The 22,971-nt window shown below is 57.8% G+C and carries 17 protein-coding genes, 1 pseudogene and 1 riboswitch; of the genes and pseudogenes, 6 read left to right on the top strand and 12 right to left on the bottom strand.

Annotated elements, in window-relative coordinates:
• Positions 1 to 87: 87 nt before the first annotated feature.
• From TU86_RS14305 to TU86_RS14330, 6 genes and pseudogenes are all read right to left on the bottom strand, one after another.
• Entirely contained in the window at positions 88 to 1,095 is a 1,008-nt protein-coding gene (locus TU86_RS14305) for a magnesium chelatase ATPase subunit I (RefSeq protein ID WP_048364961.1), read from the bottom strand.
• Positions 1,096 to 1,110: 15 nt separating this feature from the next.
• A complete protein-coding gene (cobN, locus tag TU86_RS14310; RefSeq protein ID WP_048364962.1) occupies positions 1,111 to 4,881 on the bottom strand; it encodes a cobaltochelatase subunit CobN in 3,771 nt (1,256 codons plus the stop codon).
• A 3-nt stretch (positions 4,882 to 4,884) separates the two neighbouring features.
• Positions 4,885 to 5,952 (bottom strand): cobalamin biosynthesis protein CobW, encoded by a 1,068-nt coding sequence (gene cobW, locus TU86_RS14315; RefSeq protein WP_048364963.1) that lies wholly within the window; start codon positions 5,950 to 5,952, stop codon positions 4,885 to 4,887.
• Positions 5,953 to 6,045: 93 nt separating this feature from the next.
• A riboswitch (cobalamin riboswitch) is annotated at positions 6,046 to 6,244 on the bottom strand.
• A 64-nt stretch (positions 6,245 to 6,308) separates the two neighbouring features.
• A pseudogene (locus tag TU86_RS23720) lies at positions 6,309 to 6,484 on the bottom strand (amidase); the annotation flags it as partial.
• 58 nt (positions 6,485 to 6,542) lie between these two features.
• Positions 6,543 to 7,625 carry an NAD(P)H-dependent flavin oxidoreductase gene (locus tag TU86_RS14325; RefSeq protein WP_048364965.1) on the bottom strand — a complete coding sequence of 361 codons (1,083 nt, stop codon included), beginning with the start codon at positions 7,623 to 7,625 and terminating at the stop codon, positions 6,543 to 6,545.
• A 111-nt stretch (positions 7,626 to 7,736) separates the two neighbouring features.
• Entirely contained in the window at positions 7,737 to 9,305 is a 1,569-nt protein-coding gene (locus TU86_RS14330) for a L,D-transpeptidase family protein (RefSeq protein ID WP_048364966.1), read from the bottom strand.
• Between the two features lie 138 nt (positions 9,306 to 9,443).
• Between TU86_RS14330 and TU86_RS14335 the strand changes: the two genes are divergently transcribed.
• The 4 genes from TU86_RS14335 to dusA all read left to right on the top strand — a co-directional run bounded on the left by TU86_RS14335 (position 9,444) and on the right by dusA (position 12,096).
• Positions 9,444 to 10,157, top strand: a complete 714-nt coding sequence (locus TU86_RS14335) for a murein L,D-transpeptidase catalytic domain family protein (RefSeq protein ID WP_048364967.1) — start codon at positions 9,444 to 9,446, stop codon at positions 10,155 to 10,157.
• A 113-nt stretch (positions 10,158 to 10,270) separates the two neighbouring features.
• Positions 10,271 to 10,537, top strand: coding sequence for a hypothetical protein (locus TU86_RS14340; protein ID WP_048364968.1), 267 nt, complete (start codon positions 10,271 to 10,273; stop codon positions 10,535 to 10,537).
• A gap of 101 nt (positions 10,538 to 10,638) precedes the next feature.
• The gene (locus TU86_RS23500) at positions 10,639 to 10,761 is read left to right on the top strand and encodes a hypothetical protein (protein WP_275575764.1); all 123 of its coding nucleotides are present in this window, start codon (positions 10,639 to 10,641) and stop codon (positions 10,759 to 10,761) included.
• A gap of 324 nt (positions 10,762 to 11,085) precedes the next feature.
• A complete protein-coding gene (gene dusA / locus TU86_RS14345; protein ID WP_048364969.1) occupies positions 11,086 to 12,096 on the top strand; it encodes a tRNA dihydrouridine(20/20a) synthase DusA in 1,011 nt (336 codons plus the stop codon).
• A gap of 64 nt (positions 12,097 to 12,160) precedes the next feature.
• On the opposite strand, the gene rssC is transcribed toward dusA, so the two are convergent.
• The 3 genes from rssC to TU86_RS14360 all read right to left on the bottom strand — a co-directional run bounded on the left by rssC (position 12,161) and on the right by TU86_RS14360 (position 14,819).
• Positions 12,161 to 12,643, bottom strand: coding sequence for an anti-sigma factor antagonist RssC (gene rssC, locus TU86_RS14350; RefSeq protein ID WP_048364970.1), 483 nt, complete (start codon positions 12,641 to 12,643; stop codon positions 12,161 to 12,163).
• Positions 12,640 to 13,824 carry a two-component system response regulator RssB gene (rssB, locus tag TU86_RS14355; RefSeq protein ID WP_048364971.1) on the bottom strand — a complete coding sequence of 395 codons (1,185 nt, stop codon included), beginning with the start codon at positions 13,822 to 13,824 and terminating at the stop codon, positions 12,640 to 12,642. The genes rssC and rssB overlap by 4 nt, the downstream gene beginning before the upstream one ends.
• Before the next feature lie 305 nt (positions 13,825 to 14,129).
• The gene (locus tag TU86_RS14360; RefSeq protein WP_048364972.1) at positions 14,130 to 14,819 is read right to left on the bottom strand and encodes an MlaA family lipoprotein; all 690 of its coding nucleotides are present in this window, start codon (positions 14,817 to 14,819) and stop codon (positions 14,130 to 14,132) included.
• A 313-nt stretch (positions 14,820 to 15,132) separates the two neighbouring features.
• Between TU86_RS14360 and TU86_RS14365 the strand changes: the two genes are divergently transcribed.
• Positions 15,133 to 15,396: a DUF4404 family protein gene (locus TU86_RS14365; protein ID WP_048364973.1), complete on the top strand. Its 264-nt coding sequence runs from the start codon at positions 15,133 to 15,135 to the stop codon at positions 15,394 to 15,396.
• A gap of 71 nt (positions 15,397 to 15,467) precedes the next feature.
• On the opposite strand, the gene TU86_RS14370 is transcribed toward TU86_RS14365, so the two are convergent.
• The gene (locus TU86_RS14370; RefSeq protein ID WP_048364974.1) at positions 15,468 to 20,324 is read right to left on the bottom strand and encodes an NAD-glutamate dehydrogenase; all 4,857 of its coding nucleotides are present in this window, start codon (positions 20,322 to 20,324) and stop codon (positions 15,468 to 15,470) included.
• Positions 20,325 to 20,833: 509 nt separating this feature from the next.
• Here TU86_RS14370 and TU86_RS14375 point away from each other — a divergent pair.
• Positions 20,834 to 21,190 carry a hypothetical protein gene (locus tag TU86_RS14375; RefSeq protein WP_048364975.1) on the top strand — a complete coding sequence of 119 codons (357 nt, stop codon included), beginning with the start codon at positions 20,834 to 20,836 and terminating at the stop codon, positions 21,188 to 21,190.
• A 96-nt stretch (positions 21,191 to 21,286) separates the two neighbouring features.
• Here TU86_RS14375 and TU86_RS14380 read toward each other — a convergent pair whose 3' ends face one another.
• Complete coding sequence (locus tag TU86_RS14380; protein WP_048364976.1) at positions 21,287 to 22,153, bottom strand: DMT family transporter; 867 nt, start codon at positions 22,151 to 22,153, stop codon at positions 21,287 to 21,289.
• Complete coding sequence (locus tag TU86_RS14385; protein WP_048364977.1) at positions 22,150 to 22,911, bottom strand: iron-containing redox enzyme family protein; 762 nt, start codon at positions 22,909 to 22,911, stop codon at positions 22,150 to 22,152. Before TU86_RS14385 ends, TU86_RS14380 begins: the two co-directional genes overlap by 4 nt.
• Positions 22,912 to 22,971: the final 60 nt, after the last annotated feature.

The raw sequence follows: 22,971 nt of genomic DNA on the forward strand, positions 1-22,971 counted from the left end.
CCCTGCGACTGGCACCTTGCTTGCCCGTTTTCAACATTCCGGCTTGGGGTTTGGCACCCGCCCCCAACGCTGAAAGGGGGCGAATGCCTAAGGCTTTTTTGGCCAGACGGGTATTTCTCGACGCGCACCTACCGCCTGTGGCTGGGCTGGCAACTCGCCCCACTGCCCTTGCCCTGCGCTGGAAGTCGAGTTGCCGGTTGTGGTTTGAGGCGGCATCGACTCCGGGGCTGGCGATTGTGCCGCATGCGCTCGCCGACGATGACGCAAGGCAAACTCGGCGACGGCATCTATGTCGTGCTGGGCAATTGCGCTGGCGCCGCGCCAGGCCGCATGGGCACGGGCAGCACGCAGCCACACCAGGTCGGCACGCATGCCGTCGACACCTGCGGCGAAGCAACACTCGGTAATGGTTGCCAGCGTCTGGTCATCCAGCGCTATCTGGCCGAGCAATGCGCGGGCCTGCTCACACCGTGCGCGCAAGGCATCCTGATGGCTGGCCCAGCGGGCGCAAAAGCCTTGCGGATCAGCGTCAAAATCCAGACGCCGACGAATGATTTCGCCGCGCTCGGCCGGTAGCGGCTGCCCGCTCATGACCACATTCAGGCCAAAACGGTCGAGCAACTGCGGGCGTAATTCGCCCTCTTCCGGGTTCATGGTGCCAATCAGCACAAAACGCGCCGGGTGACGATGGGATATGCCATCACGCTCAACCACGTTGGTGCCGCTGGCGGCAACGTCGAGCAACACGTCGACCAGGTGGTCGGCCAGCAAGTTCACTTCATCGACATACAGCACGCCGCCATCGGCCTTGGCCAACACGCCGGGCGAAAACTGCGCCGTGCCTTGACCCAACGCGGCATCCAGGTCGAGGGTTCCGACCAGTCGCTCTTCGGTAGCCCCCAACGGCAGCGTGACGAACTGACCGCTGGCCAGCACATCTGCCAGGCCGCGGGCCAAGGTCGATTTGGCCATGCCGCGCGGGCCTTCGATCAGCACGCCACCGACCTTGGGGTCAATTGCAGTCAGGCACAGCGCCAGTTTCAAATCCTCGGCGCCCACGACTGCGGAGAGTGGAAAGTGCGGGGTGTCAGTCATGTCCAGATTTCCAAGTCAGTCTTCTTCAATGTCGAGCAGCAGGTTTTCCAACGCCTCGCGGTACTCACCCGGCTCACGCCACAATCCACGCTGCTGGGCTTCCAGCAGGCGTTCGGTCATGTCGCGCAGGGCGTGCGGGTTGTGTTGCTGCACGAACTGGCGTGTGTCGCCATCCAGCAAGTAGGCATCAGCAAGCAACGCGTACTGATGATCGTCGATCAAATGCGTGGTGGCATCGAACGCAAACACATTGTCCAGCGTGGCGGCCATTTCAAACGCGCCTTTATAACCGTGACGCTTAACCCCCTCGATCCACTTGGGGTTGGCGGCACGCGAACGGATCACCCGGTTCAGCTCTTCTTTGAGGGTACGGATTTTAGGCAAATCGGGCTGGCTGTGGTCGCCGTGATAGCTGGCCGCCGATTGACCGCTCAAGCTTTCCACGGCCGCCAGCATGCCACCCTGGAACTGATAGTAATCATTAGAGTCGAGCAGATCATGCTCACGGTTGTCCTGATTTTGCACCACGGCCTGTACCTGACTCAGGCGCTGGGCGAACTGGTCACGCGCGGCCGTGCCTTCATCGGCACCGCCATACGCATAACCGCCCCAGTTCAAGTACACCTCGGCCAGGTCCTCGCGGCTCTGCCACACCCGCCCATCAATGGCATTTTGCACCCCGGCGCCATAAGCACCGGGCTTGGCCCCGAATATGCGCCAGCCCGCCTGGCGTGCAGCGGCTTGCGGCGCAATGCCTTCGCGCTCCAATTGCTCGCGCTCGGCACGCACTTTGGCCGCTAGCGGATTCAGCTCATCCGGTTCATCCAGCGCCGCCACGGCTTGCACGGCGGCGTCAAACAGGCGAATGAGGTTGGCAAAGGCATCACGAAAGAACCCGGACACCCGCAGCGTCACATCGACACGCGGCCGGTCGAGCAAGCTGACCGGCAGGATTTCAAAGTCATCCACCCGCTGGCTGCCCGTGGCCCACACCGGGCGTACGCCCATCAGTGCCATGGCTTGCGCGATGTCATCACCGCCCGTGCGCATGGTGGCCGTGCCCCACACCGACAGTCCCAACTGACGCAGATGGTCGCCGTGGTCTTGCAAATGACGTTCGAGAATCAGGTTGGCCGATTGAAAACCGATGCGCCACGCGGTGGTGGTGGGCAGGTTGCGCACATCCACCGAAAAGAAATTGCGCCCGGTGGGCAATACATCCAGTCGCCCGCGGCTCGGTGCGCCACTGGGGCCGGCGGGCACAAAGCGTCCCTGCAAGGCATCGAGCAAACCTTGCATTTCAGCCGGGCCGCACGCATCCAGACGCGGGGCGACCACCTCAAGCAAGGCGTCAAAAATGCTCTGCACTTCGCACCATTGCTCGCCGTCAGGCAGGTGCAATTGACCGTCTAACGCATGCTCGATCAATTGCGCGGCATACAGTTCAAGGCGCTCACGGGTATCACCTGCGGTGCGCCAAAGCGCCTCACTGACCGCCAGCAACACCCCCGGCCGGGGCGCTGTCCACGGTTCAGCCAGGGCGCAATCGAGCGGGTCAAAGCCCAGTTCGAATGCCTTGGCCAGCGCACGCAATACGCTGGACTGCGCCCCACGTCCGTCGCCACGCGGAATGCGTAACAACGCCAACAGCGTGTCGATGCGCAAACGGCCGCTGGGCGATTCGCCGAAGATGTGCAGCCCGTCGCGTATTTGCGACTCTTTGAGGTCGCACAGGTAGGTGTCGAGCCGCGGCAGCCAGATCGCAGCATCGGCATCGCTGTCGAGCTTTTCATCCAGTTGTAATTCGCGGTCGATATGGGTTTCGCGCACCAGCTTCAGAATGTCGCGTTGCAGCTCACGCGCGCGCCGCGGGTCCAGCAGTTGGGCTTCGTAATACTCGTCAGCCAACAGCTCCAGATCGCGCAGCGGGCCATAGGTTTCTGCACGGGTCAGTGGCGGCATGAGGTGGTCGATGATCACCGCCTGCGTCCGCCGTTTGGCCTGCGCGCCCTCGCCCGGGTCATTCACGATGAACGGGTAGACATTGGGCAGCGGGCCGAGCAGTGCGTCGGGCCAGCAGTGCTCTGAAAGACCGACGCCCTTACCCGGCAACCATTCCAGATTGCCGTGTTTGCCGACGTGGACCACGGCGTGCGCGCCGTAGGTGTGACGCAGCCAAAAGTAGAACGCCAGATACGCGTGCGGCGGCACCAAATCCGGGTCGTGGTAGACCGCGCTGGCGTCCACTTGGTAGCCACGGGCGGGCTGAATGCCGACAAAGGTCTGGCCAAATCGCAGGCCGGCGATCATCAGCCGTCCACTGCGAAACATTGGATCGTTTTCAGGGCTGCCCCACCGTTCCAGCACGGCGCGCTGATTGGCTTGAGGTAAGGCCCTGAACATGGCGCCGTATTCGTCCAGCCCCATGCTTTGATGGCAAGGTCGCAGGTCAAGGCTGTCCAGGTCGTTACTGACGCCGCCAAGCAAGGCGTGAATCAGCGCGGTGCCACTGTCGGGCAGGTCGGCGTCGAGCGGATAACCCTGCGCCTGCAACGCGCGCAATATATTCAACGCGGCCGCCGGGGTGTCCAGCCCTACCCCGTTGCCGATACGACCGTCACGGGTCGGGTAGTTGGCGAGAATCAGGGCAATGCGCTTTTGCGCATTGGGCACCCGTGCCAGCTCAACCCAGCGCCGCGCCAGGTGTGCGACAAAGTCCATGCGCTCCGGTTGCGCGCGGTAGCACACCACATCCGACTGGCTGCGCTCACTGCGCCAGGCCAAATCTTTGAAACTGATGGGGCGGCTGATGATGCGCCCGTCCAGTTCCGGCAAGGCTATGTGCATCGCCAGATCACGCGGGCCAAGGCCCTGTTCGCTGGCGCGCCAGCCTGGCTCGTTGTCTTGGGCGCAAATGGCTTGAATCACCGGGATGTTGCGCCGAAATGGCCGCAGGTGCGGCGCTTCGGGGCTTGATTGAGCAAACCCGGTGGTGTTGAGAATGACCCCGGCTTCAACCTGATCCAGGAGGTCCTGCACCACCGCCAGACAACCGGGTTCCTTAAGACTGGCCACGGCGATGGGCAACGGATTCAATCCGGCCTGTTGCAGGCGCTGGCAAAACACATCGACAAACGCCGTGTTGGCCGCTTGCAAGTGCGAGCGATAGAACAGCAGCGCCGCCACCGGGTAGTCCGGGTGCCAGTCGGCTTGCCAGTCCTTGAGCTGTGGGCTGGAATGCGCGGGGTGATAGATCGCGGTGCGCGGCAAAGTGAGCGGCGCGTCCCACGCATAGTCGCGGCCCAGCCACTGCTGGGCCAGGCAGTTATACAGTTGCAGTGCGTTGTGTCGCCCGCCCTGACGCAAAAAATGCCATAAGCGTTCGCCCTGTTCGGGCGCAACCGTGCTCAGCGCACTGAGTTCCGGGTCGGGACGATCGTCACCGGGCACCAGGATCAGCGTGACCCCGCGCTCGGCCAACTGCATCAGTTGTTCTATGCCGTAGCGCCAATAGCCAATCCCGCCGTGCAGCGACAGCACAATGACTTTGGCGTGTTGCAGCACCTGATCGACATATAAGTCGACCGAGGCATGATTTTGTATCTGCATCGGGTTGGCCAGACGCAGGCTGGGGTAGTCGTGCGGCAACTGCTGGGCCGCTTCGGCCAACAGCGCCAGGCTTGAGTCGCCGCTGCACAGGATCACCAGCTCGGCGGGGGTTTGCCCCAGGTCAGCAATGTTGTCGTCTGATACAAAGCCGCCGGGTTGGGTCCTGAGCAAATGCATGGTTTAGGCGCTCAACGCTGTACGCAGGGAGGCTTCGAGCAGGGCGGCGTCCAAGTCCTGGCCAATCAGCACCAGCTTGGTCACACGGCTTTCATCAGCGCCCCAGGCGCGGTCGAAATGCTTGTCAAAACGCGTGCCCACACCCTGGATCAGCAAGCGCATCGGTTTGCCAGGAATCGCAGCAAAACCTTTAACCCGCAAAATGCCGTGCTTGATTACCAGTTGGGTCAAGGCGTCCAGCAGTACACGCTCTTCGGCTTGCGGCAATTGGATGGAAATGGAGTCGAAGGCATCGTGGTCGTGGTCGTCATGGTCATCGCCATCATGATGATGGTCGTGATGACTGTGGCGGCTGTCGATGTGTTCTTCCGAGCCGTTGCCCAGGCCCAACAGCACGTCCAGCGGCAGGCGACCGCTGCTGGCTTCGATGATTTTCACCGCAGGCGGCAGCTCTTCGGCAACTTCTGCGCGCACCTTGGCCAGGTCCTGCGGGTTGATCAGGTCGGCTTTGTTGAGAATCACCAGGTCGGCGCTGGCCAGTTGATCGGCAAACAACTCATGCAACGGTGATTCGTGGTCCAGGTTAGGGTCCAGTTTGCGCTGGGCGTCGACTTGATCCGGGAACGCGGCAAACGTACCGGCCGCAACGGCTGGGCTGTCGACCACGGTAATCACCGCATCAACGGTGCAGGCACTGCGGATTTCTGGCCACTGGAACGCCTGGACCAGCGGTTTTGGCAGTGCCAGACCCGAGGTTTCGATCAGGATGTGGTCGATGTCGCCACGGCGTGCCACCAATTCGCGCATCACCGGGAAGAATTCTTCCTGCACGGTGCAGCACAGACAGCCGTTAGCCAGTTCATACACACGGCCGTTGGCTTCTTCTTCGGTGCAACCGATGGTGCACTGCTTGAGGATTTCACCATCAATGCCCAGCTCGCCGAACTCGTTGACGATCACCGCAATGCGTCGACCCTGTGCGTTGTCGAGCATGTGACGCAGCAAAGTGGTTTTGCCCGAGCCGAGGAAGCCGGTAACGATCGTGACGGGGATTTTGGCCAGTGTTTTCATCGGATGCCCTTTGGCAAAGCGGCGGGCATACGGGACGACGACCGCAGGCAGTGTGCGGTCGTTTTCGCCACCGGATCACCCCGCCCGGTTGAAGTAAAAAACAGTCACGAGGCAGGTCTCCTGGCTTACGGCTGGGCCTCAGCCAGTGGCTGTGCCCCTCCTTGCGCCTTCCCGCGGATCAGGCAGTGGCGATGCAAGGCAATTGACCGTTTACAGTTGCGGGGGCAGCCGCGGCATACCGCGTTCCCTTCTTAGCTTCGCGTGGCGAAGAACCTCGAACGCGCAAGGCTACGCAGTGCGTTGTAACAGGTCAATGTTAAGGCGCATGGTGGCGCGTGAGACGGTGGGCAATTTAGCCCAAGGCCGCGGGTGAACATCATGCCTATCGGCAGTGATAGGGCCGGTTGCCCGCTGACATTGGCCAGCACGGTGAAACTGGCGCCGCCCATCGCGTTGTGGGCGTCACATTGGCCGTGACCGGGGACAGGATCAGGTCATAGCACTGAAATTGATCTTCCATGTAGTCGCCAATGACGCCGGTGCCGAGTGCGCCAGCGCCTTGGGCGTCTTCGCGAACAAAACACTCGGCCTTAGGCAGGGCGGCGTGCGGCATACGCATCGATCAATGTGCGTGTCAGCTCATAAGAGGACAGCTCGGCAGTACGCCCTGGGCTTAACGTAAAGCCCTGGCCCGCCCACAGGTTAATGAAGTCGCCTGAACCGTGGGGTTCGGTTTTGGCTTTGAGCGCCAACAACACCCCGCCGGCCAACGGAAAGGCTGGCGCCTGAGGGTTGATCGGGCCCATTTCGCGCATCACTCGATTGACGATCCCGCGCGCCGGGCGCCCGGTAAATAGATTGGTCAGCGCCGTTTGGCTACCACTGGCTTCGCGCAGGGCGCGGCGATGCGGTTGCGTCAACGTGGCCTGCGGGCAAAACAGATACGCCGTACCGATTTGTACTGCACTGGCGCCTAACGCAAACGCGGCTGCGATGCCCCTGGCATCCGCAATCCCGCCTGCTGCAATAACAGGCACACCCACCGCGTCAACGATCTGCGGCACCAGGGCGAACGTACCGATTTGTGTGCTCAGCTCATCACTCAAGAACATCGCCCGGTGGCCACCGGCTTCGTAGCCCATCGCAATGATTGCGTCGCAGCCGTGGCGCTCCAACCATATCGCCTCCTCCACCGTGGTGGCCGAACTCAGCACTTTTGCACCACAGGCTTTAACCCGTGCCAACAGCTGCGGAGCCGGTAAACCGAAATGAAAACTCACCACTTGCGGGCGTAACTCTTCAACCAGCGCACACGTCGCCTCGTCAAACGGTGCGCGGCTTGACACGGGAGCAGGCGCATCATAATCGACACCCAACTCTTGGTAGTACGCCTTGAACAACGACTTCCACTGTTGGGCACGACCTTCATCGTGGGCGGGGGGCTGATGGCAAAAGAAGTTGAGGTTCAGTGGTTGATCGCACGCCTCGCGAAAAGCTGCAACCTCGGCACGAATCGAGTCCAACGTCAGCGTGGCACACGCCAGAGACCCCAGCCCACCCGCCTTCGCCACGCCGATCATGAGGTCTGCGCCCGCCCCCAACATCGGTGCTTGAATGATCGGCGCGCTAATACCTGCCAATTCAATAAAGCGTGAATCCGGCCAACCGTTCATGCGGGTATCTCCAGAATCGATCATCAGAAAAAAGTGAATTGAAGCGCGCCATGGGACTTGAGTGGTTCAAAGCCGGGATGCCTGCCACCCCGCTACAAACACGAACCCTGACTACGGGGTTGGGGACTTGCTGACAAGCGCCGCAATCAGCGCTGGATCGTGGTCATAGATGTCCGGGGCGAAGGACACTTTACCGTCCTTGTCGGCTTGTGCGGTCCAGTAAGTCATCAAGATGGGCATGGGTTGTGCCAATCGAAACTCATGAGTGCGGCCGGTACTGAGCAATTCTTCGGTGCGGGTTTTTTCCGCAGGATTGACCAGCCAGTCCCGCAACTCAAAAGCCGACTCAACCCGCACGCAACCTGAACTAAAGGCGCGTGGGCCTTTACTGAACAGCGCCTGGCTCGGTGTGTCATGTAAATACACCGAGAACGGGTTAGGGAAGCGCACCACAATTTTGCCCAGCGGATTGCGCGGGCCTGCACCCTGGCGCAACAAGATATTGCCGGGGCGATCCCAGTTGACATCCTGAGCGGCCAGCACTTGCCCGTTGCTGTCGAGCACTTGCAAATCATGGCGGGCCAGATACGACTGATCGCGGCGGATTTGCGGGAGTTTGTCCTGTTTGAAAATGGTCGGCGGAATGGTCCATGTCGGGTTCAGCGTCAACCGCGTGACGCGCGACTTCAACAAGGGTGTTTGTCGATCCGCCCTGCCCACCTGCGTTCGGGTCTGCCAAACCGGCACCCCATTCTGATAGACCATCAGCAGCGCCGCGGGCACATTGACCAACAAACTGGTGGGTTCGAAATCGTGCGACATCCAGCGAAAACGCTCCAGGTTGATACGCAACTGATCACGCCGCATCTGTGGGCTGACGTTCATCTCTTTCAAGGTGCCCGGCCCGATGACCCCATCGGCTTGCAGCGAATGATCCAGTTGAAAACTCTTCACCGCAGCGGCCAACTCAGGCGAGTAGGTGTTGTTACTCACGTTGGGTAATGCGCTTAAATAGCCTTCGCTGAGCATGCGCTGCGCCAACACCGGCACCCGCGCATCCTGCATGCCGGGTTTAAGCAGGGGGCCACTGCCCACAACCGGCCACGTCGGCAAGGGTTGTTGGCGCAAACGTGCATAGACCTTGCGCAAATTTTGATAACGCTCAAGCGCTGGACGTGCCTGATTGAATGCATCGGCGACGTCCTGCACACCCGGCACTGCAAGGGCAAGAAGTGCCGCCTGGCGGTCCGGCATAACGTCGTTGGAGTGCCACACCGGCTCGAAGCGCGACGGGTCTAGACGACCGTAATGCAAGTCGTGCAGGGCTTGCAGGTAGTGCAGGCTGATGTCGATGTCGGCACACATGCCCTCGTTTTTGGGCAAGGCGTAGTGCGCGGGGTCGAGGCCATCATCCGCAAGCTGGGGCAACGCGGCCTGCAAGGCAGAAAGGCGACCGTTGACCGACCACACCGGCTGATAACTCTGGCCCTGGTAAAATCCCTGCAACAGTGGCTGAGTGGACGCAGTCAGGCGCGGTGCCAACTGCGGGCAAACCTTGGCCAGTTCTGTGGGCGCCACTTGCAACAACGTGACGGGATCAACCGGCACTTCATCCGCCAGCGCGACCAATGGCGCTACCAGCAAGGCAAGGCTCAAGTAACATGCGTGTTTTTTGATCAACTGCTTTACTCCAATCCATGGCCATCCGGTAGATGGGGCACCGTATCACCCGTCGCACTCAGGCCAGCCTTTTATACAGTCGTTGCGCGTTACCCGCGAAGCGTCAGGAGCCCATTCAACAGTGAGAATATTCAACTTATGCTGTTTTTTTTGCGTCGGCTTTGTCTGGCCGCTGCGACTCTGGGCACACTCTGTAGCCCCGTGTTCGCCGCCAGCCCCTCTAAACCGGTATTGTTCAACAGCCTCGCCCAGGCAGCACCAGAACTCAATCCCCAAGCACTAAAAAGTGCCCTCAGTGCGATGCAATGCGCGGTCAACAACGGCGCCAGTCAAGCTCAACACCTGGCCGTGATCGACTACTCCCAGCCCTCGACAGCACGCCGCTTGTGGATATTCGATCTGCGCAAAAAAACGCTGGTACTGCGTGATCTGGTTGCTCACGGGCAAAACTCAGGTGAAAACTTCGCGACTCAATTCTCCAATAAAGAAGGTAGCTTTCAGTCTAGCCTGGGCCTGTTCCGTACCCAGGAAAGCTATAAAGGCGCGCATGGCTACTCCTTGCGCATGGACGGCCTGGAGCCTGGTATCAACGATCGAGCCCGTGAGCGTGACATCGTGATACACGCGGCCAGCTACGTGAACCCGCTCTGGAGCCAGCGCCAAGGCCGTATCGGCCGCAGCCAGGGCTGCCCCGCCGTACGGCCGCAAGTGGCACGCCAAGTGGTAGACAAACTCAAGGACGGTCAGTTCATGTTTGCCTGGTATCCCGACCAGCGCTGGCTACAGTCCTCAGCCTACCTCAACTGTCAGCCCCGCTTGGTAGCGACTATCGTGACCGCTAAAGGCAGTTAAACCCTTCGACTTTCACCGAGTGTCACTACAGACCTTCCGCTAAGAGACTACGCTAAGAGCTGTCATTAACATGGCACCTCTTAGTGAAGTTCCAATAGACAAGGAACGCTGAAGTGACATTTCTGTTGAAGTTCCTCCAGGCAGGTAAAGACAACGCCATCAACGTTGCAGGAATTGAAGAAGCTCTTTCACTGATTACCCAGGCTGATACAGCACTGGAACAGCCCACATTGTTTTTCGAACCCAAGCAAACTTATTGCGCCCTGCACCGCGGCTTGCCTTACGAAGCTGTCGCAGAAGAATTGGACAGCCAGTGGGAATGGCCCACAGACGACCCCTTAAAAGTTCATCCCAGGCTAAAGGCCAAATACCACACATAATCTGCGGGTCGGCCGCAACCGTGCCCAAGCGCAATAAGCCTGTTCTGCCAACATGCTTACAAACGTGATGTACCGGCTCTAAAAGGCGCAAAGGGATCAAAATGAGTATTGCAATCCGCAGTGAACAAGGCGACGACATCGACACCATCACCGAGTTGACTGAGGCCGCTTTTTTAAACGAAGAACACTCCAGCCATACAGAGCAACACAGCGATCACCTTTGAAGGTGAACTCTCTGTAGGAACAGTCAAATACCATGATGCGTTTGATACCACTGACTAAGCTTAAACCCGCTGGATACTGATCTGATGGACGTTGCCGGCTCATCTTCACACTTGCTAACCCTCGCATGAGCTGCCTGCCTTGGTAGACTTGCATTGCGTTGCGTCAAATGCGGATCTGCGCGGTCGTGGTAACAACCCCACTCGCCCGTTTTCTTGCCATCAATAGTTGCCTTGGAAAAGTGGTACGCGTCAGCTTTAAAGTGGTACCTCGTACCCGCGAGTCCTGAAAAACGCCCTAACCCCCCCTAAAACACGTAGAGCAAAATGGTACAGAATTCAGCTACACCCCACGTAAACACAGGCTCTACGGTGTCCAGACGCTTTAGCGTGGCACCTATGATGGATTGGACAGATCGTCACTGTCGCTTCTTCTTGCGACTTCTGTCCAAAAACGCTCTTCTTTACACCGAAATGGTGACCACTGGCGCACTCCTGCATGGCGATGCGGAGCGGTTTTTACGTCACGACGTGTCTGAGCATCCACTGGCTTTGCAACTCGGCGGCAGTACTGCCACCGATTTGGCGGCGTGTGCACGTTTGGCGCAGGAAGCAGGTTATGACGAGGTCAATCTTAACGTCGGATGCCCGAGTGATCGGGTGCAAAACAATATGATTGGCGCATGTTTGATGGCTCATCCTGCGCTGGTGGCCGATTGCGTGAAGGCGATGCGCGACGCTGTGTCTATCCCTGTAACGGTTAAACACCGTATCGGAATTAACGGACGCGATAGTTATGCCCAGCTGTGTGATTTCGTCGGAACTGTGCGCGAAGCTGGCTGCAACAGTTTTACAGTGCATGCCCGCATCGCCATTCTTGAAGGACTTTCGCCTAAAGAGAATCGCGATATTCCACCCTTGCGCTACGACGTGGCGGCGCAGTTGAAGACCGACTTCCCTGATCTGGAGATCATTCTCAACGGCGGGATAAAGACACTTGATCAGTGCATCGATCATTTGCAGGTCTTTGACGGCGTGATGCTTGGACGCGAGGCTTATCACAACCCGTACATTCTGGCCGAAGTCGATCAAAGAGTGTTCGGTTGCACGCAGCCCGTCGTGACCCGCGCTCAAGCATTAGCCTTGCTGCGACCCTACATCGCCGAGCATATCGGCGCAGGTGGTGCGATGCATCACATCACTCGACACATTTTAGGATTGGGCCAAGGCTTTCCTGGAGCCCGTCGTTTCCGTCAGTTGTTGTCTGTGGATATTCACAAAGCCCAAGACCCACTGGCGCTGCTTGATCAAGCAGGTGAGTTGCTGGAAGGCCGATAAACGATTAGATACAAAAAAAGGAGCCGTTCCTGCACAGGACGGCTCCTTTTTTTGCGCACTTGCATCAATGTCGCTCGAGGGCATTGACCAAATCATGGAACGCTTCGCGATTGGTATCGTTAAGGCTCATCAATATTTTGTGGGCTTCGAGCACTTTGACTTTCACAATCTCTTCAGACTGGTCCTGTGAAGGTAGATCTGTCAGGCAGTCTGGGCACGGCAAAGGCGTTTCAATGATATTGAAAACCTGATCGAAACCCATTGATTGCAACAGCCGCGTGATGTCTTCGTGAGTGGTCACCACTGTCGGCAACAAGCCCACTTTCTGGCGAGACAAAATGGACAGTTTCGCCAATAAACCCAGCGTGGTGCTGTCTATGCTGCGCGTCTCGGTCAGGTCGATCACGATGGCCGAAAAATTCAGCGCCGTGAAGATCCTCTCGATGGTTGCGTCCAGTGCTGAACACAAGGTCAGGCGCACTTCACCCACAAACTTCAGGACGAAGGTGCCATCCTGTTCGGCGAACTGAATTCTACCGGTACTCATTTAAGATTCCTGCTTAACACTAACAAGGCGATATCATCCGGCATCTCCCCGAGCGTAGCTAAACCAAACACTTGGCGCAGGCCGTCCAGGCTGCCACCCGCTGCTTTTACCAATTGAGGCAAAGCGGCTTCTTTCTCTTTGAGCGTCTGCTCGGTCAAAAGATCCAAAATACCGTCCGACATCAGCGTAAGGCTGAAAACGTGCGGCAATGTCATTACATGATCTTCATACGTAGCCTCATTGAACAAGCCTACTGGCAATCCGCGACCTTGCAAGTAGGCAACGCTGTCGGGCGTGTAGAGCACCGGCAACGGCAGGTGCCCGCCAATGCTATAGGTGAGCGTGCCGGCCTCTTCGTCAATGACACCGCCCACCATGGTCACATGCTTGCCGAGCTTGCAGTTGATTAGCCCACGATTGATATGCCCCAGCACCTCTGATGGCTTGAACTCCGGCAATGTGCCGTTGCGCTTGGACTCAAACAACAAACGCGTGGTCATGAACTTGAGCAGCACGGTGACAAAGGCAGAAGAAGCACCATGACCCGAAACGTCTGCCAGGTAAAAGGCAACACGCCGCTCGTCAACCCGGAAGTAATCGACAAAATCGCCTGATAAATACAAGGAAGGAATGATCTGATGCGCAAAGTCGAACGCATCGATCGACCAGGGGCTGGGCGGCAGCATGTTCATCTGAACTTGGCGACCAGCGTTCTGATCTTCTTGTAACAAGTGCAAGCTGGCTTCGAGTTCGCGATTGGTCGACTCAAGCGTGTCGCGATAACGCTGGTTTTCAAGCAGCAATCTGGCCCGGTCCAATGCCCGATGAACGGAATGTTCAAGCACGGCCAGGTCTTCGAGTGGCTTGATCAAATAATCCGCCGCGCCCAAGCGCAGCGCTTCAACCACATCACTCATGACGCCCGCGCCAGAAATTACGATCACTGGCGTCATGGCCGATTGCTGAGTCACCTGGCGTATCAGTTCCAGGCCACCCATTTGCGGCATTCGCAGATCACAGATGATCAGGTCTGGCTGCTCTTGCTCAAACACCTGAAGGCCCTGCAAGCCGTTGCTGGCCTGGAGGATGCTGAATCCGCTGTCTTCCAGATAGGCCGCCAAACTGGCGCGCACGACTTCGTCGTCATCAATGATCAGCAGCGTGGCACTGGTTTTTGGCATGTGGGCAAACGGCGCCAGAATGAGGTTGGCGTATAAGCCCGGATAAAAAAGGCTTAACGACTGAATGTAGGTTTGAACACCCTAAACTCAAAATGAGCATTGCTCAATCCTACAAAGGTGCGTGTGTAAGGCGCAGACGGTACTCCCATCCGCGGGGGGTTTCAAGCTCAGCCCGATAGCGGTCTGCAACGCTCAACAGGTTAAATTCCCCAAGGTTATAAGAACCCTGCCAACGGTGACTAAAACCGACGTCAAGAAGCTGAAAAAGGCCCCGAAGGGCCTTTTAGAATGACGGTGAAAACGGCTTAAAAGTCGTCTTCAACCTGCCCGTCTTTAACTTTGAATTCACGGTTTTGCAGATACGCGTTGCGAATGAACACGTACTTGTCACCGGTGATCAGTTTTTCTGCCGACAGCAAGCTGGCGCGCGTGTCGATCACGTCCATACCGATCGCCATGTTGCGCGCAGGGATGTCATTCATGTAACGGTACGGTTCGGCGTAGGTGTCCGGGTAAATGGCGACCGCGTCACGCACGGTGCTTGGGCCCAGCAACGGCAGCACGACATATGGACCGCTTGGTACACCCCAATGACCCAAGGTCTGACCGAAGTCTTCATCGTTGCGTTGCAGGCCCATCTTGGTGCCAACATCAAAAAAGCCGCCCACACCGATAATGGTGTTCATCAACACGCGCGCTGTGTCTACACCGGCAGCATGTGGCTTGACCTGCAACACGTCGTTGGCCAGGTTGCGCACGTCACCGATATTTCGGTACATGTTGTGAATGCCATCTTCAAGAAATTGCGGGGTGATGAATTGATAGCCTTGGGCAATTGGCTTCAAGGCATAGGTATCCAGCGTGTCGTTGAACTTGAAAATGACACGATTGACGCCTTCCCACGGGTCATCTTCAGTCGCTGCATTCGCGGCAAATGGCAACATGGCCACACCGGCAAAGAGGCACAGTTGAGCGAGACGATCATTCCAGCGCATAGCAAAAAACTCCTTGGTAGCACTAATACTCGGGCGCTATGCCCTGGTTCTGGGCGGTAGTATAACGGCAATTGCCAGACAGACAGCCCCCTAAAATAAACATCCTGAGTTCAGCACCGACTTGTGCACCGATAAATGCCCTGCTCACTGCCAGATATCTAAGGGCAAAGCGCGCTGAACACAGTGTTTTCCTGTGAATGTGATGGAGATCATGCCAATCGGGCATCAGTGGATTAATCTAAAGACCCGCTTGATCGACCTTTTGTTCGTTACAACGGTCTATCTCACAGCCTCTCAATAAAGGATGAACGCTATGCCTGCCCGCGAACTGCAAGAACAACTCGACGCCCTGCGCGAGCAAATCGATCAGAACCCGCCCCTTTCTCAAGAAGAACGCGTCCACCTTAACGAACTGGCGCAGAAAATTGAGGCTCAGCTCAACCTCGAGCCTGCAACCAACGACACCAACCTTGCCGACAGCGTCAACCTGGAGGTAGAGCGCTTCGAACTTAACCATCCAACCTTGGCCGGCATCCTGCGTAACATCGTCCAGACCTTGGGCAACATGGGCATCTAAGTTCACCGCACCTCGCAAACAATAAAGCCCCGACTCATCCGAGCCGGGGCTTTGTTTTGTCACTCAGGCGATCAAAGACCGGTTTGGCCGCTCATTGCAAGGTCCAGCAATTCACGGTTGGCGACTGCATACATCGCGTAGTCATTGCCTGTGGCGGCACGCAAGTCCACCAACATGGAACGCCAGCGCTCCACCATCGACTGATTCTGCTCAAGCCACAGCGCCAGCCGCGCTTCGATGCTGTCGCCAGCATCCGTCATCTGCAAGACCGAAACAGTAATCGCACGCTGCTGCCAGTCAATATCGTCCCGGAAGGCTTCACGAGCCAGCGCCTGCCAGTTGTTTTCGACCGGCAGATTGCTGATCTGCTGCAAGTACCAGGTCAAATCCAGTGCACTGCCCACGGCGAAATACGCCTTGGCCACGTCCGCCGCATTTTGCCCGGTCACGTCTGATGCCTGGATAATCGGCAGCAGGGTGTAGAGGTGCGTAGTGCCCGCCACCATGCGCGCCAACAGCTCTGGCACGCCTGCTTCAACGTAAGCCTGGTAACGGGTCTGCCAGCCCTCGCGCGTCGGGCCTTCCAGCAATTCATCGAGTTTTAGGCCTAGCGCAGCCAGGTGCGGCCCGAAATGCGCTACATCGCGCGCGGCATCCAGCTCATTACGACGGCTGCGCAAGAACCAGCGGGTTGCACGGCGGCCCAAACGCATCAGCTCATCCATCAGCGCCATCTGAATCTCAGCCGGTACTTGATAGTCCAGCGCTTCGATCTGACGGAACCAGTGCGGGAGATGGAAAATGTCGCGCACGATCACATAAGCACCCGCCACATTGGCTGCACTCATGCCGGTCGACTCTTTAAGCCGCTCGACAAAGGTGATGCCCATGTGATTGACCAGATCGTTGGCGATCTGGGTGCTGACGATTTCGCGCTTCAAACGGTGACGGCGCATGGCATCGGCGAACTTGCTCACCAGCATCGGCGGGAACGCCGTTTCCATGTCACGGGTCAGGTAATCATCATCGGGCACCTGCGAGTTGAGCAGCGCCTCCTTGAGATCAATCTTGCTGTACGAGATCAGCACCGACAACTCGGCACGGGTCAGGCCGTGGCCCGCTGCAACGCGCTCGTTGAGCTGCTCTTCAGATGGCAGGAACTCAATGGCACGGTCAAGCTTGCCACGGGCTTCCAGATCGTTCATCAGACGCTTGTATTCAGCGATCCGCTCATAAGCACGTCGCGCCGCCAATGAGATGGCTTGCGTCTGCTTATAGTTGTTGCCCAAGACCAGGCCGCCGACTTCGTCAGTCATGCTGCCCAGCAGCTGGTTGCGCTGCTTCTCGGTCATATCGCCCGCCTGCACCACTTCATTGAGCAGGATTTTGATATTCACTTCGTGGTCAGAGCAGTCCACGCCGCCCGCGTTGTCGATGAAGTCGGTGTTAGAACCGCCGCCGTTGAGGTTGAACTCAACACGCCCCAGCTGGGTCATGCCCAGGTTGCCACCCTCGCCCACCACTTTGCAGCGCAGCTCGTTACCGTTGACGCGCAACGCATCGTTGGCCTTGTCGCCTACATCGGCATGGCTTTCGCTGCTGGCCTTGACGTATGTGCCAATGCCGCCGTTCCACAACAGGTCGACTGGCGCCTTAAGCAAGGCATTGAGCAGTTCGGTCGGGGTCAACTTGTCGGCAGTGATTGCAAAGCGCTCTTTCATCTCAGGCGAGATGGCGATGCTTTTCGCGCTACGCGAGAAGATCCCGCCGCCTGCCGACATGATGCTGGTGTCGTAATCTGACCAGGCCGAACGCGGCAAGTCGAACAGGCGTTGACGCTCGGCAAAACTGTTGGCCGGCTGCGGGTTAGGGTCGATAAAGATGTGCAGGTGGTTAAAGGCGGCTACCAGTTGCAGCGTGTCGGACATCAACAAACCGTTACCAAACACGTCACCGGCCATGTCGCCCACGCCGACCACACTGATGCTGTCTTGCTGAACGTTAATCCCGCGCTCTTTAAAGTGGCGCTGAACGCCCACCCAGGCACCTTTGGCGGTAATGCCCATTTTCTTGTGGTCATAACCGGCCGAGCCGCCCGAGGCGAACGCATCGCCCAGCCAGAAGCCGTAGTCGATCGCGATGCCGTTGGCGATGTCGGAGAACGTAGCAGTGCCTTTGTCGGCTGCTACCACCAGGTACGGGTCATCGTCATCATGGCGAACCACGTTCAAAGGCGGCACCAACGCGCCGTCTTTCAAGTTGTCGGTGATGTCCAGCAGACCGGAAATAAAGATCCGGTAGCAGGCAATCGCCTCAGCCTGAATCTCATCCCGACCGCCGCCCAGAGGCAGGCGACGCGGTACGAACCCGCCTTTGGCGCCCACGGGCACAATGACCGAGTTCTTCACCTGCTGGGCTTTAACCAGGCCCAACACTTCCGTACGGAAGTCTTCTTCACGGTCCGACCAGCGCAAACCGCCACGCGCTACGTTACCGAAGCGCAGGTGCACACCTTCAACCCGTGGCGAATAAACGAAGATTTCGAACTTCGGCACCGGCTTGGGCAGTTCAGGAATCAAATGCGGATTGAACTTGAAGCTGAAATACGAACGGTTTTGACCGTTGGTATCCGGCTGGTAGAAGTTGGTGCGCAACGTGGCCTTGATGAGGTCCAGGTAGCGACGCAGGATGCGGTCTTCGTTGAGCACTTGAACGTCGTCGAGCGCCGTCAGAATCGCCTGCTCCAGACGCTGCTGCTTGTCTTCGAGGTCTTCACCCGTGAGCTTGCGCGCCAGATAGAAGCGCGTCTTGAACAGCCGCGTCAGCTCGCGAGCGATGTCGGTGTGGTTGTTCAACGTGCTGGCGATATAGCCCAGATCGAAACCCAGACGGATTTGCTTGAGGTAACGCGCGTAGGCTCGCAGCAACGCGACATCGCGCCAAGGCAGGCCGGCCGTCAGCACCAGACGGTTGAACGCATCGTTTTCCGCGTCGCCACTCACGATGTGCACGAACGCGTCTTGCAGCGTGTCATTGAGTTGCTGAATGTCCAGATTCAAGCCTTCGCCCGCGGTAAAGGCGAAATCATGGATCCAGAATTCACGGCCATTGACGTGGCGCAGGCGGTACGGGAACTCGCCCAGAACGCGCAAACCGAGGTTTTCCAGAATCGGCAACACGTCGGACAGCGCCAACGGCGTATCGGCGTGATACAGCTTGCAGTGCAGCTCTTGCCCGGCGCTCTGGCCCAGCGGCTGATAGAAGCTCATGACCAGCGGGTTCTTGTCGCTGAGGCTCATCAGGTGTTGCATGTCGACCACGGCCGAGTGCGCGGCAAAGCGCTCGCGGTAACCTGCCGGGAAACCTTTCGGGAAATCAGTCAGCACCTTGGTGCCATTGGCTTCACCGAAACTTTCGACCACCAGGCTGGCGTAATCGTCCTGCCAGCTGCGGCAGGCTTGAATCACTTCTTTTTCCAGCAACAGCGGATCAATGTCGATCCGGTTTTTAGGATCGACCCGCAGAATCAGTTGCACGCGCGCCAGTACCGACTCCGAGAAGAAGGTCCAGAATTCGCAGTCCGATGCTTGCAGGCGGTCCATCAGCACTTGCTGGATTTTCTGCCGTACTTCAGTGGAGTAGACATCCCGCGGCACATAGGCCAGGCAGTAGCAGAAACGGCCATACGGATCTTTGCGCAGGAACACGCGAATCTTGTTGCGCTCCTGGATCTGCACAATTGACATCACCGTGCTGAACAGCTCATCGACCGGAGTCTGGAAGAGGTCGTCGCGCGGCAGGACTTCGACTACCTGCGCCAATTCTTTGCCCAAGTGTGCCTTGGGCTGGAAACCCGAACGACGCTCTATTTCAGCCACTTTGCGACGGATATACGGGATTTCACGCACGCTTTCGCCGTACACCGAAGAGGTGTAGAGGCCCATGAAGCGACATTCCTTCACGACGTTGCCGTCAGCATCGATCTGGCGGATCGACACATAATCCGGGTATGCCGGGCGATGTACACGACTGGGGTGCGCGGCTTTGGCAAACGACAACAACGTCGGTTCGCGCAGGTAGCTCACCGCGTAATCTTCGATGCGCAGGTCTTCAGGGGTCAGCCCGGCGCGCAGCAGCTTGGTCAGGCCGAGGAACGAATTCGGGTCATATTCGATATGCCCGCCATCCGCTTCGTCGCGTACTACAAATTCTTCATAACCGAGAAAAGTGAAATGGTTGCCGACCAACCATTGCAGGAAACTCTTGATCTCGGCTTTTTCATCTTCGGCCACGGCGTACTGGCAGCTATCAATGCTCGACAGCAGCGCTTGGACTTTGGCTTTCATCGGCTCAAAATCGGCCACCGCGATGCGCACTTCACCCAGAACCTGTTCCAGTTCTTTGCTCAAGACATTCAATTCAGCAGTATTGGAGCAGCGATCAATCTCCAGATACATCAGCGACTCTTGCGAGATGCCTTCGCCCTGCGTGCCCTTGGGCAGTATTTCCAGCAATTCGCCCTTGCTGCCACGGCGAACGCTCAACACCGTGGTTTGCAAGGTATGGATGCTGTAGCCGCGACGGTTAAGCTCGGTGCGCACCGAGTCCACCAGAAAGGGCAAATCGTGGTGCAGCACTTCAACTGCCGTGTGGGTCGACTGCCAGCCATGGCGCTCATAATCGGGGTTGTAGACCCGCACTTGGGGCTGGGTCGGATCGAAACGTTCAAGCAGGCGCCAGGCCGACAGCGTACAGCCGGCGAGGTCGGACATGCGACGTTGCGTGAGTTCATCCAGAGAAATGATGCCGAAGAATTGTTCAGCAAACAGCGCCACTTGTGGCAGTGCCTGTTCACTGATGTGCTGGGCCAGTGCCGCTTGCAGTTGATGCTGGAAGTCGGCCTTGCTGGCTGCGGTGAAGAACGCCATCTGTGGTACTCCGCTTGGGCTTGTTATTGAGAGACGCGTCGCGTGCTATTCCCGCATGGGGAGCTGCCAGTGCTGCGCACGGCCTTCGATTGGCAATGGACCGTGAATCATCAGCGTGACAGGGAGGTGAAGCTGGCCGCGACCCAGGGGTCACATTCACGTTCCAGGAAGGGTATCTACAAAAACGACTGCCGGACTGGCCGACTGTGCCTTTAGAGATAGCTATCCCGGATGCAGCTTAACGAGTGAGCTATGCGCACTGCTTGCGGTGCTGCGACATATTCGGTCATCGGGATGCAACCTCATGCACGGTGAATGAACAACCCTAGCACTGCGAAACGACAAATCCTCACAGAAAAATCTGCTTATCTGTTGTCGGGCTCCAAAATGACTGATCGGCCAAGGCCGTCCGCACGCCCTGCTTTGACATTCAAATCAGCACAAAAGTGCGCAGGCTGGCAAAATCGCGGTTTGATTGCTTTACACACGCACAGCGCCAGGAATGCCCCATGAAAATGACCACCGACCACTTGCCTGCCACCCCATGCGATGAAGAAGAAGACAACATGGCAATGCTCTTTTGTACCAGCGCGTCAAACGACATGTTCGTGATGAGTCGCTACCCGGACGCAGATGAACTGGATATCATCCTCAATGAAGAGTTTTCGTCGCTCGACGGGGTGAAAGTGACACTAAGCCCGACTCGCCTGCTGATCGAAGTCGCCGCCGAGGACACGGCTGTATTCAATGGCGATGATCATCTGGAAATCACTCACAACACCGATGCTTCTTGCCTGGCCGACGTCGAGCAAACCCTGATCATCATCCTCAACGGCACCGGCACTTACGTCAGCGAGTTGAGCTGATCAGCCTTCAACCGGCAGGTCAGGCACAGGGGGCACGTAAAGCCCTGTGGCAGAACGCTCAGGGCTTCTATCGTTCAGCGTGATGAACAGGCGCCGTCAGCGCTCTTTGCGCATTGCAAACACGCTGGTCAATACAATCGCGGCGCCCAGCAGAACCCCGGCCGTGACCGTGCTGCCCAGCAACAAAGCCGCCATCAGCATGGCGACCGGCGGTACGAGGTACATCACGCCCACCGCACGGCTGACGTCGGTATGCGCCAGCACATAGGCCCAAAACAGATAAGCCAACGCACTGGGAAATACCCCCAGCACCAACACGGCTGCATTGACGCGTAACGGTGCATTAATCACTGCCTGGCCAAGCCCCGGCCAATACACACCCAGCAGCAAGGTCCCGGCCCAAATGGTGTAGCACACGATAGTCAAGGGACTGTAGCGGCTGGAGTAGTGTTTTTGCAGGGTGAAATACACACTCCACGACAGCGCCGCGAGCAAGATCAGCAACCCTTGAGGCTTAAAGCTACCCAGCCCCTTGTCCCCCCAAATGACCACCAGAGCGCCCACAAGCCCCACGCCCACCCAACACCAACGCCACGCGCTGACAGACTCTTTGAGCCAGAGCGCGGCAATCAGGGTGCTGAAAATGGGCGTTGACTGCGCCAGCACACTGGATGCTCCGGGGCTGACCCAGCGCTGCCCCATGTTTAACGCCACATGATGAAAAACAATGGCGAACAACCCCAGCAGCAATAGCCAGGGAATGTCCACCCACCGCGGCAGCCTGATGCCTATAAACAACGCGACAACGCCCATGAACAACGAAGCGACCAAAAACCTCAGCAAAGCCAGATGCCCGGGGCTGTAACTTTGTAAACCGATATGGATACCTATCGGTGAATAGGCCCAACACAGCACCACTGCCCCCGCGGCGGCGGCAAGCCTGATCGACGGCGAACACCTCAAGCGCGGGCCGCCGTCATCGATGAGGCAGACATGGCAAGTGCCATGCCATTCCAATAATTTTCGGTGATCGACAGAAAACGATTAAAACCAACGGTCAAACCTTCCAGGTCTTGTTCAGTGCAACATTCAAGGGCGGCGGCTTTAACGGCTTGAACTTTGTGCTCTTTTTCAGCCTCGCCAATATGAACATGAAAGTATTCGCACTGTTCATGAAACTCATCATTGTGTTTATACAAGTGCTGATAATTACGCGCGCCCTCGTACAAGCGCGTCAACATGGAATACGCCAACCACTCTTGCGCCAACAAGGCACCCAATACATAACTGTCGGGACGCCCCAGCCCGTGCGGCGCATATAACGCCTCCTGCTCTTCAATAAATAACTGTGTGGAGGGCAATACCGGCACGGCTTCAAGTTCGGCCAATGAATAAGGGCGCTTGGCCAAACGGCTCAACACGTCCAGCAAGTAACTGCGTAACAGCACGCTGTGCACCTTGTGCACGTCACCCCCGCCCAGTTCCGAATAGAGGTTTTTAACAATCTCGACCCTCGCGGGCAAGGTGTTGGCGCGCAACAGTGACAGCGCCACCATCGTGGCGGTGCGGCGAGTTCTGGCCCAGTAGTTACAGGCAAATATTTCAACCTCATCAAAGCCCATGCGCTCATTGAGCCAGCGTTGATAAAACGCATTATTCAGTGCGCCATGGGTAAACACGGTGCGCGCCAACGCCTCGACTTTTGTTGTGGTGATGTTCATATTGACCTCGCTTACACAGCCGTTATCTTTTAACGCACCAACGCACAGTGTCGTCAGCGC

The organism is Pseudomonas weihenstephanensis (assembly GCF_001043055.1).
Taxonomy (GTDB): domain Bacteria; phylum Pseudomonadota; class Gammaproteobacteria; order Pseudomonadales; family Pseudomonadaceae; genus Aquipseudomonas; species Aquipseudomonas weihenstephanensis.

Coding starts and splice junctions, on each gene's coding strand:
- cobW (WP_048364963.1), bottom strand. CDS start 5,952: ATGAAAACACTGGCCAAAATCCCCGTCACGATCGTTACCGGCTTCCTC.
- TU86_RS14335 (WP_048364967.1), top strand. CDS start 9,444: ATGCTGTTTTTTTTGCGTCGGCTTTGTCTGGCCGCTGCGACTCTGGGC.
- cobN (WP_048364962.1), bottom strand. CDS start 4,881: ATGCATTTGCTCAGGACCCAACCCGGCGGCTTTGTATCAGACGACAAC.
- TU86_RS14385 (WP_048364977.1), bottom strand. CDS start 22,911: ATGAACATCACCACAACAAAAGTCGAGGCGTTGGCGCGCACCGTGTTT.
- rssB (WP_048364971.1), bottom strand. CDS start 13,824: ATGCCAAAAACCAGTGCCACGCTGCTGATCATTGATGACGACGAAGTC.
- TU86_RS14375 (WP_048364975.1), top strand. CDS start 20,834: ATGAAAATGACCACCGACCACTTGCCTGCCACCCCATGCGATGAAGAA.
- TU86_RS14360 (WP_048364972.1), bottom strand. CDS start 14,819: ATGCGCTGGAATGATCGTCTCGCTCAACTGTGCCTCTTTGCCGGTGTG.
- TU86_RS14305 (WP_048364961.1), bottom strand. CDS start 1,095: ATGACTGACACCCCGCACTTTCCACTCTCCGCAGTCGTGGGCGCCGAG.
- rssC (WP_048364970.1), bottom strand. CDS start 12,643: ATGAGTACCGGTAGAATTCAGTTCGCCGAACAGGATGGCACCTTCGTC.
- TU86_RS23500 (WP_275575764.1), top strand. CDS start 10,639: ATGAGTATTGCAATCCGCAGTGAACAAGGCGACGACATCGACACCATC.
- TU86_RS14365 (WP_048364973.1), top strand. CDS start 15,133: ATGCCTGCCCGCGAACTGCAAGAACAACTCGACGCCCTGCGCGAGCAA.
- TU86_RS14325 (WP_048364965.1), bottom strand. CDS start 7,625: ATGAACGGTTGGCCGGATTCACGCTTTATTGAATTGGCAGGTATTAGC.
- TU86_RS14370 (WP_048364974.1), bottom strand. CDS start 20,324: ATGGCGTTCTTCACCGCAGCCAGCAAGGCCGACTTCCAGCATCAACTG.
- dusA (WP_048364969.1), top strand. CDS start 11,086: ATGGTACAGAATTCAGCTACACCCCACGTAAACACAGGCTCTACGGTG.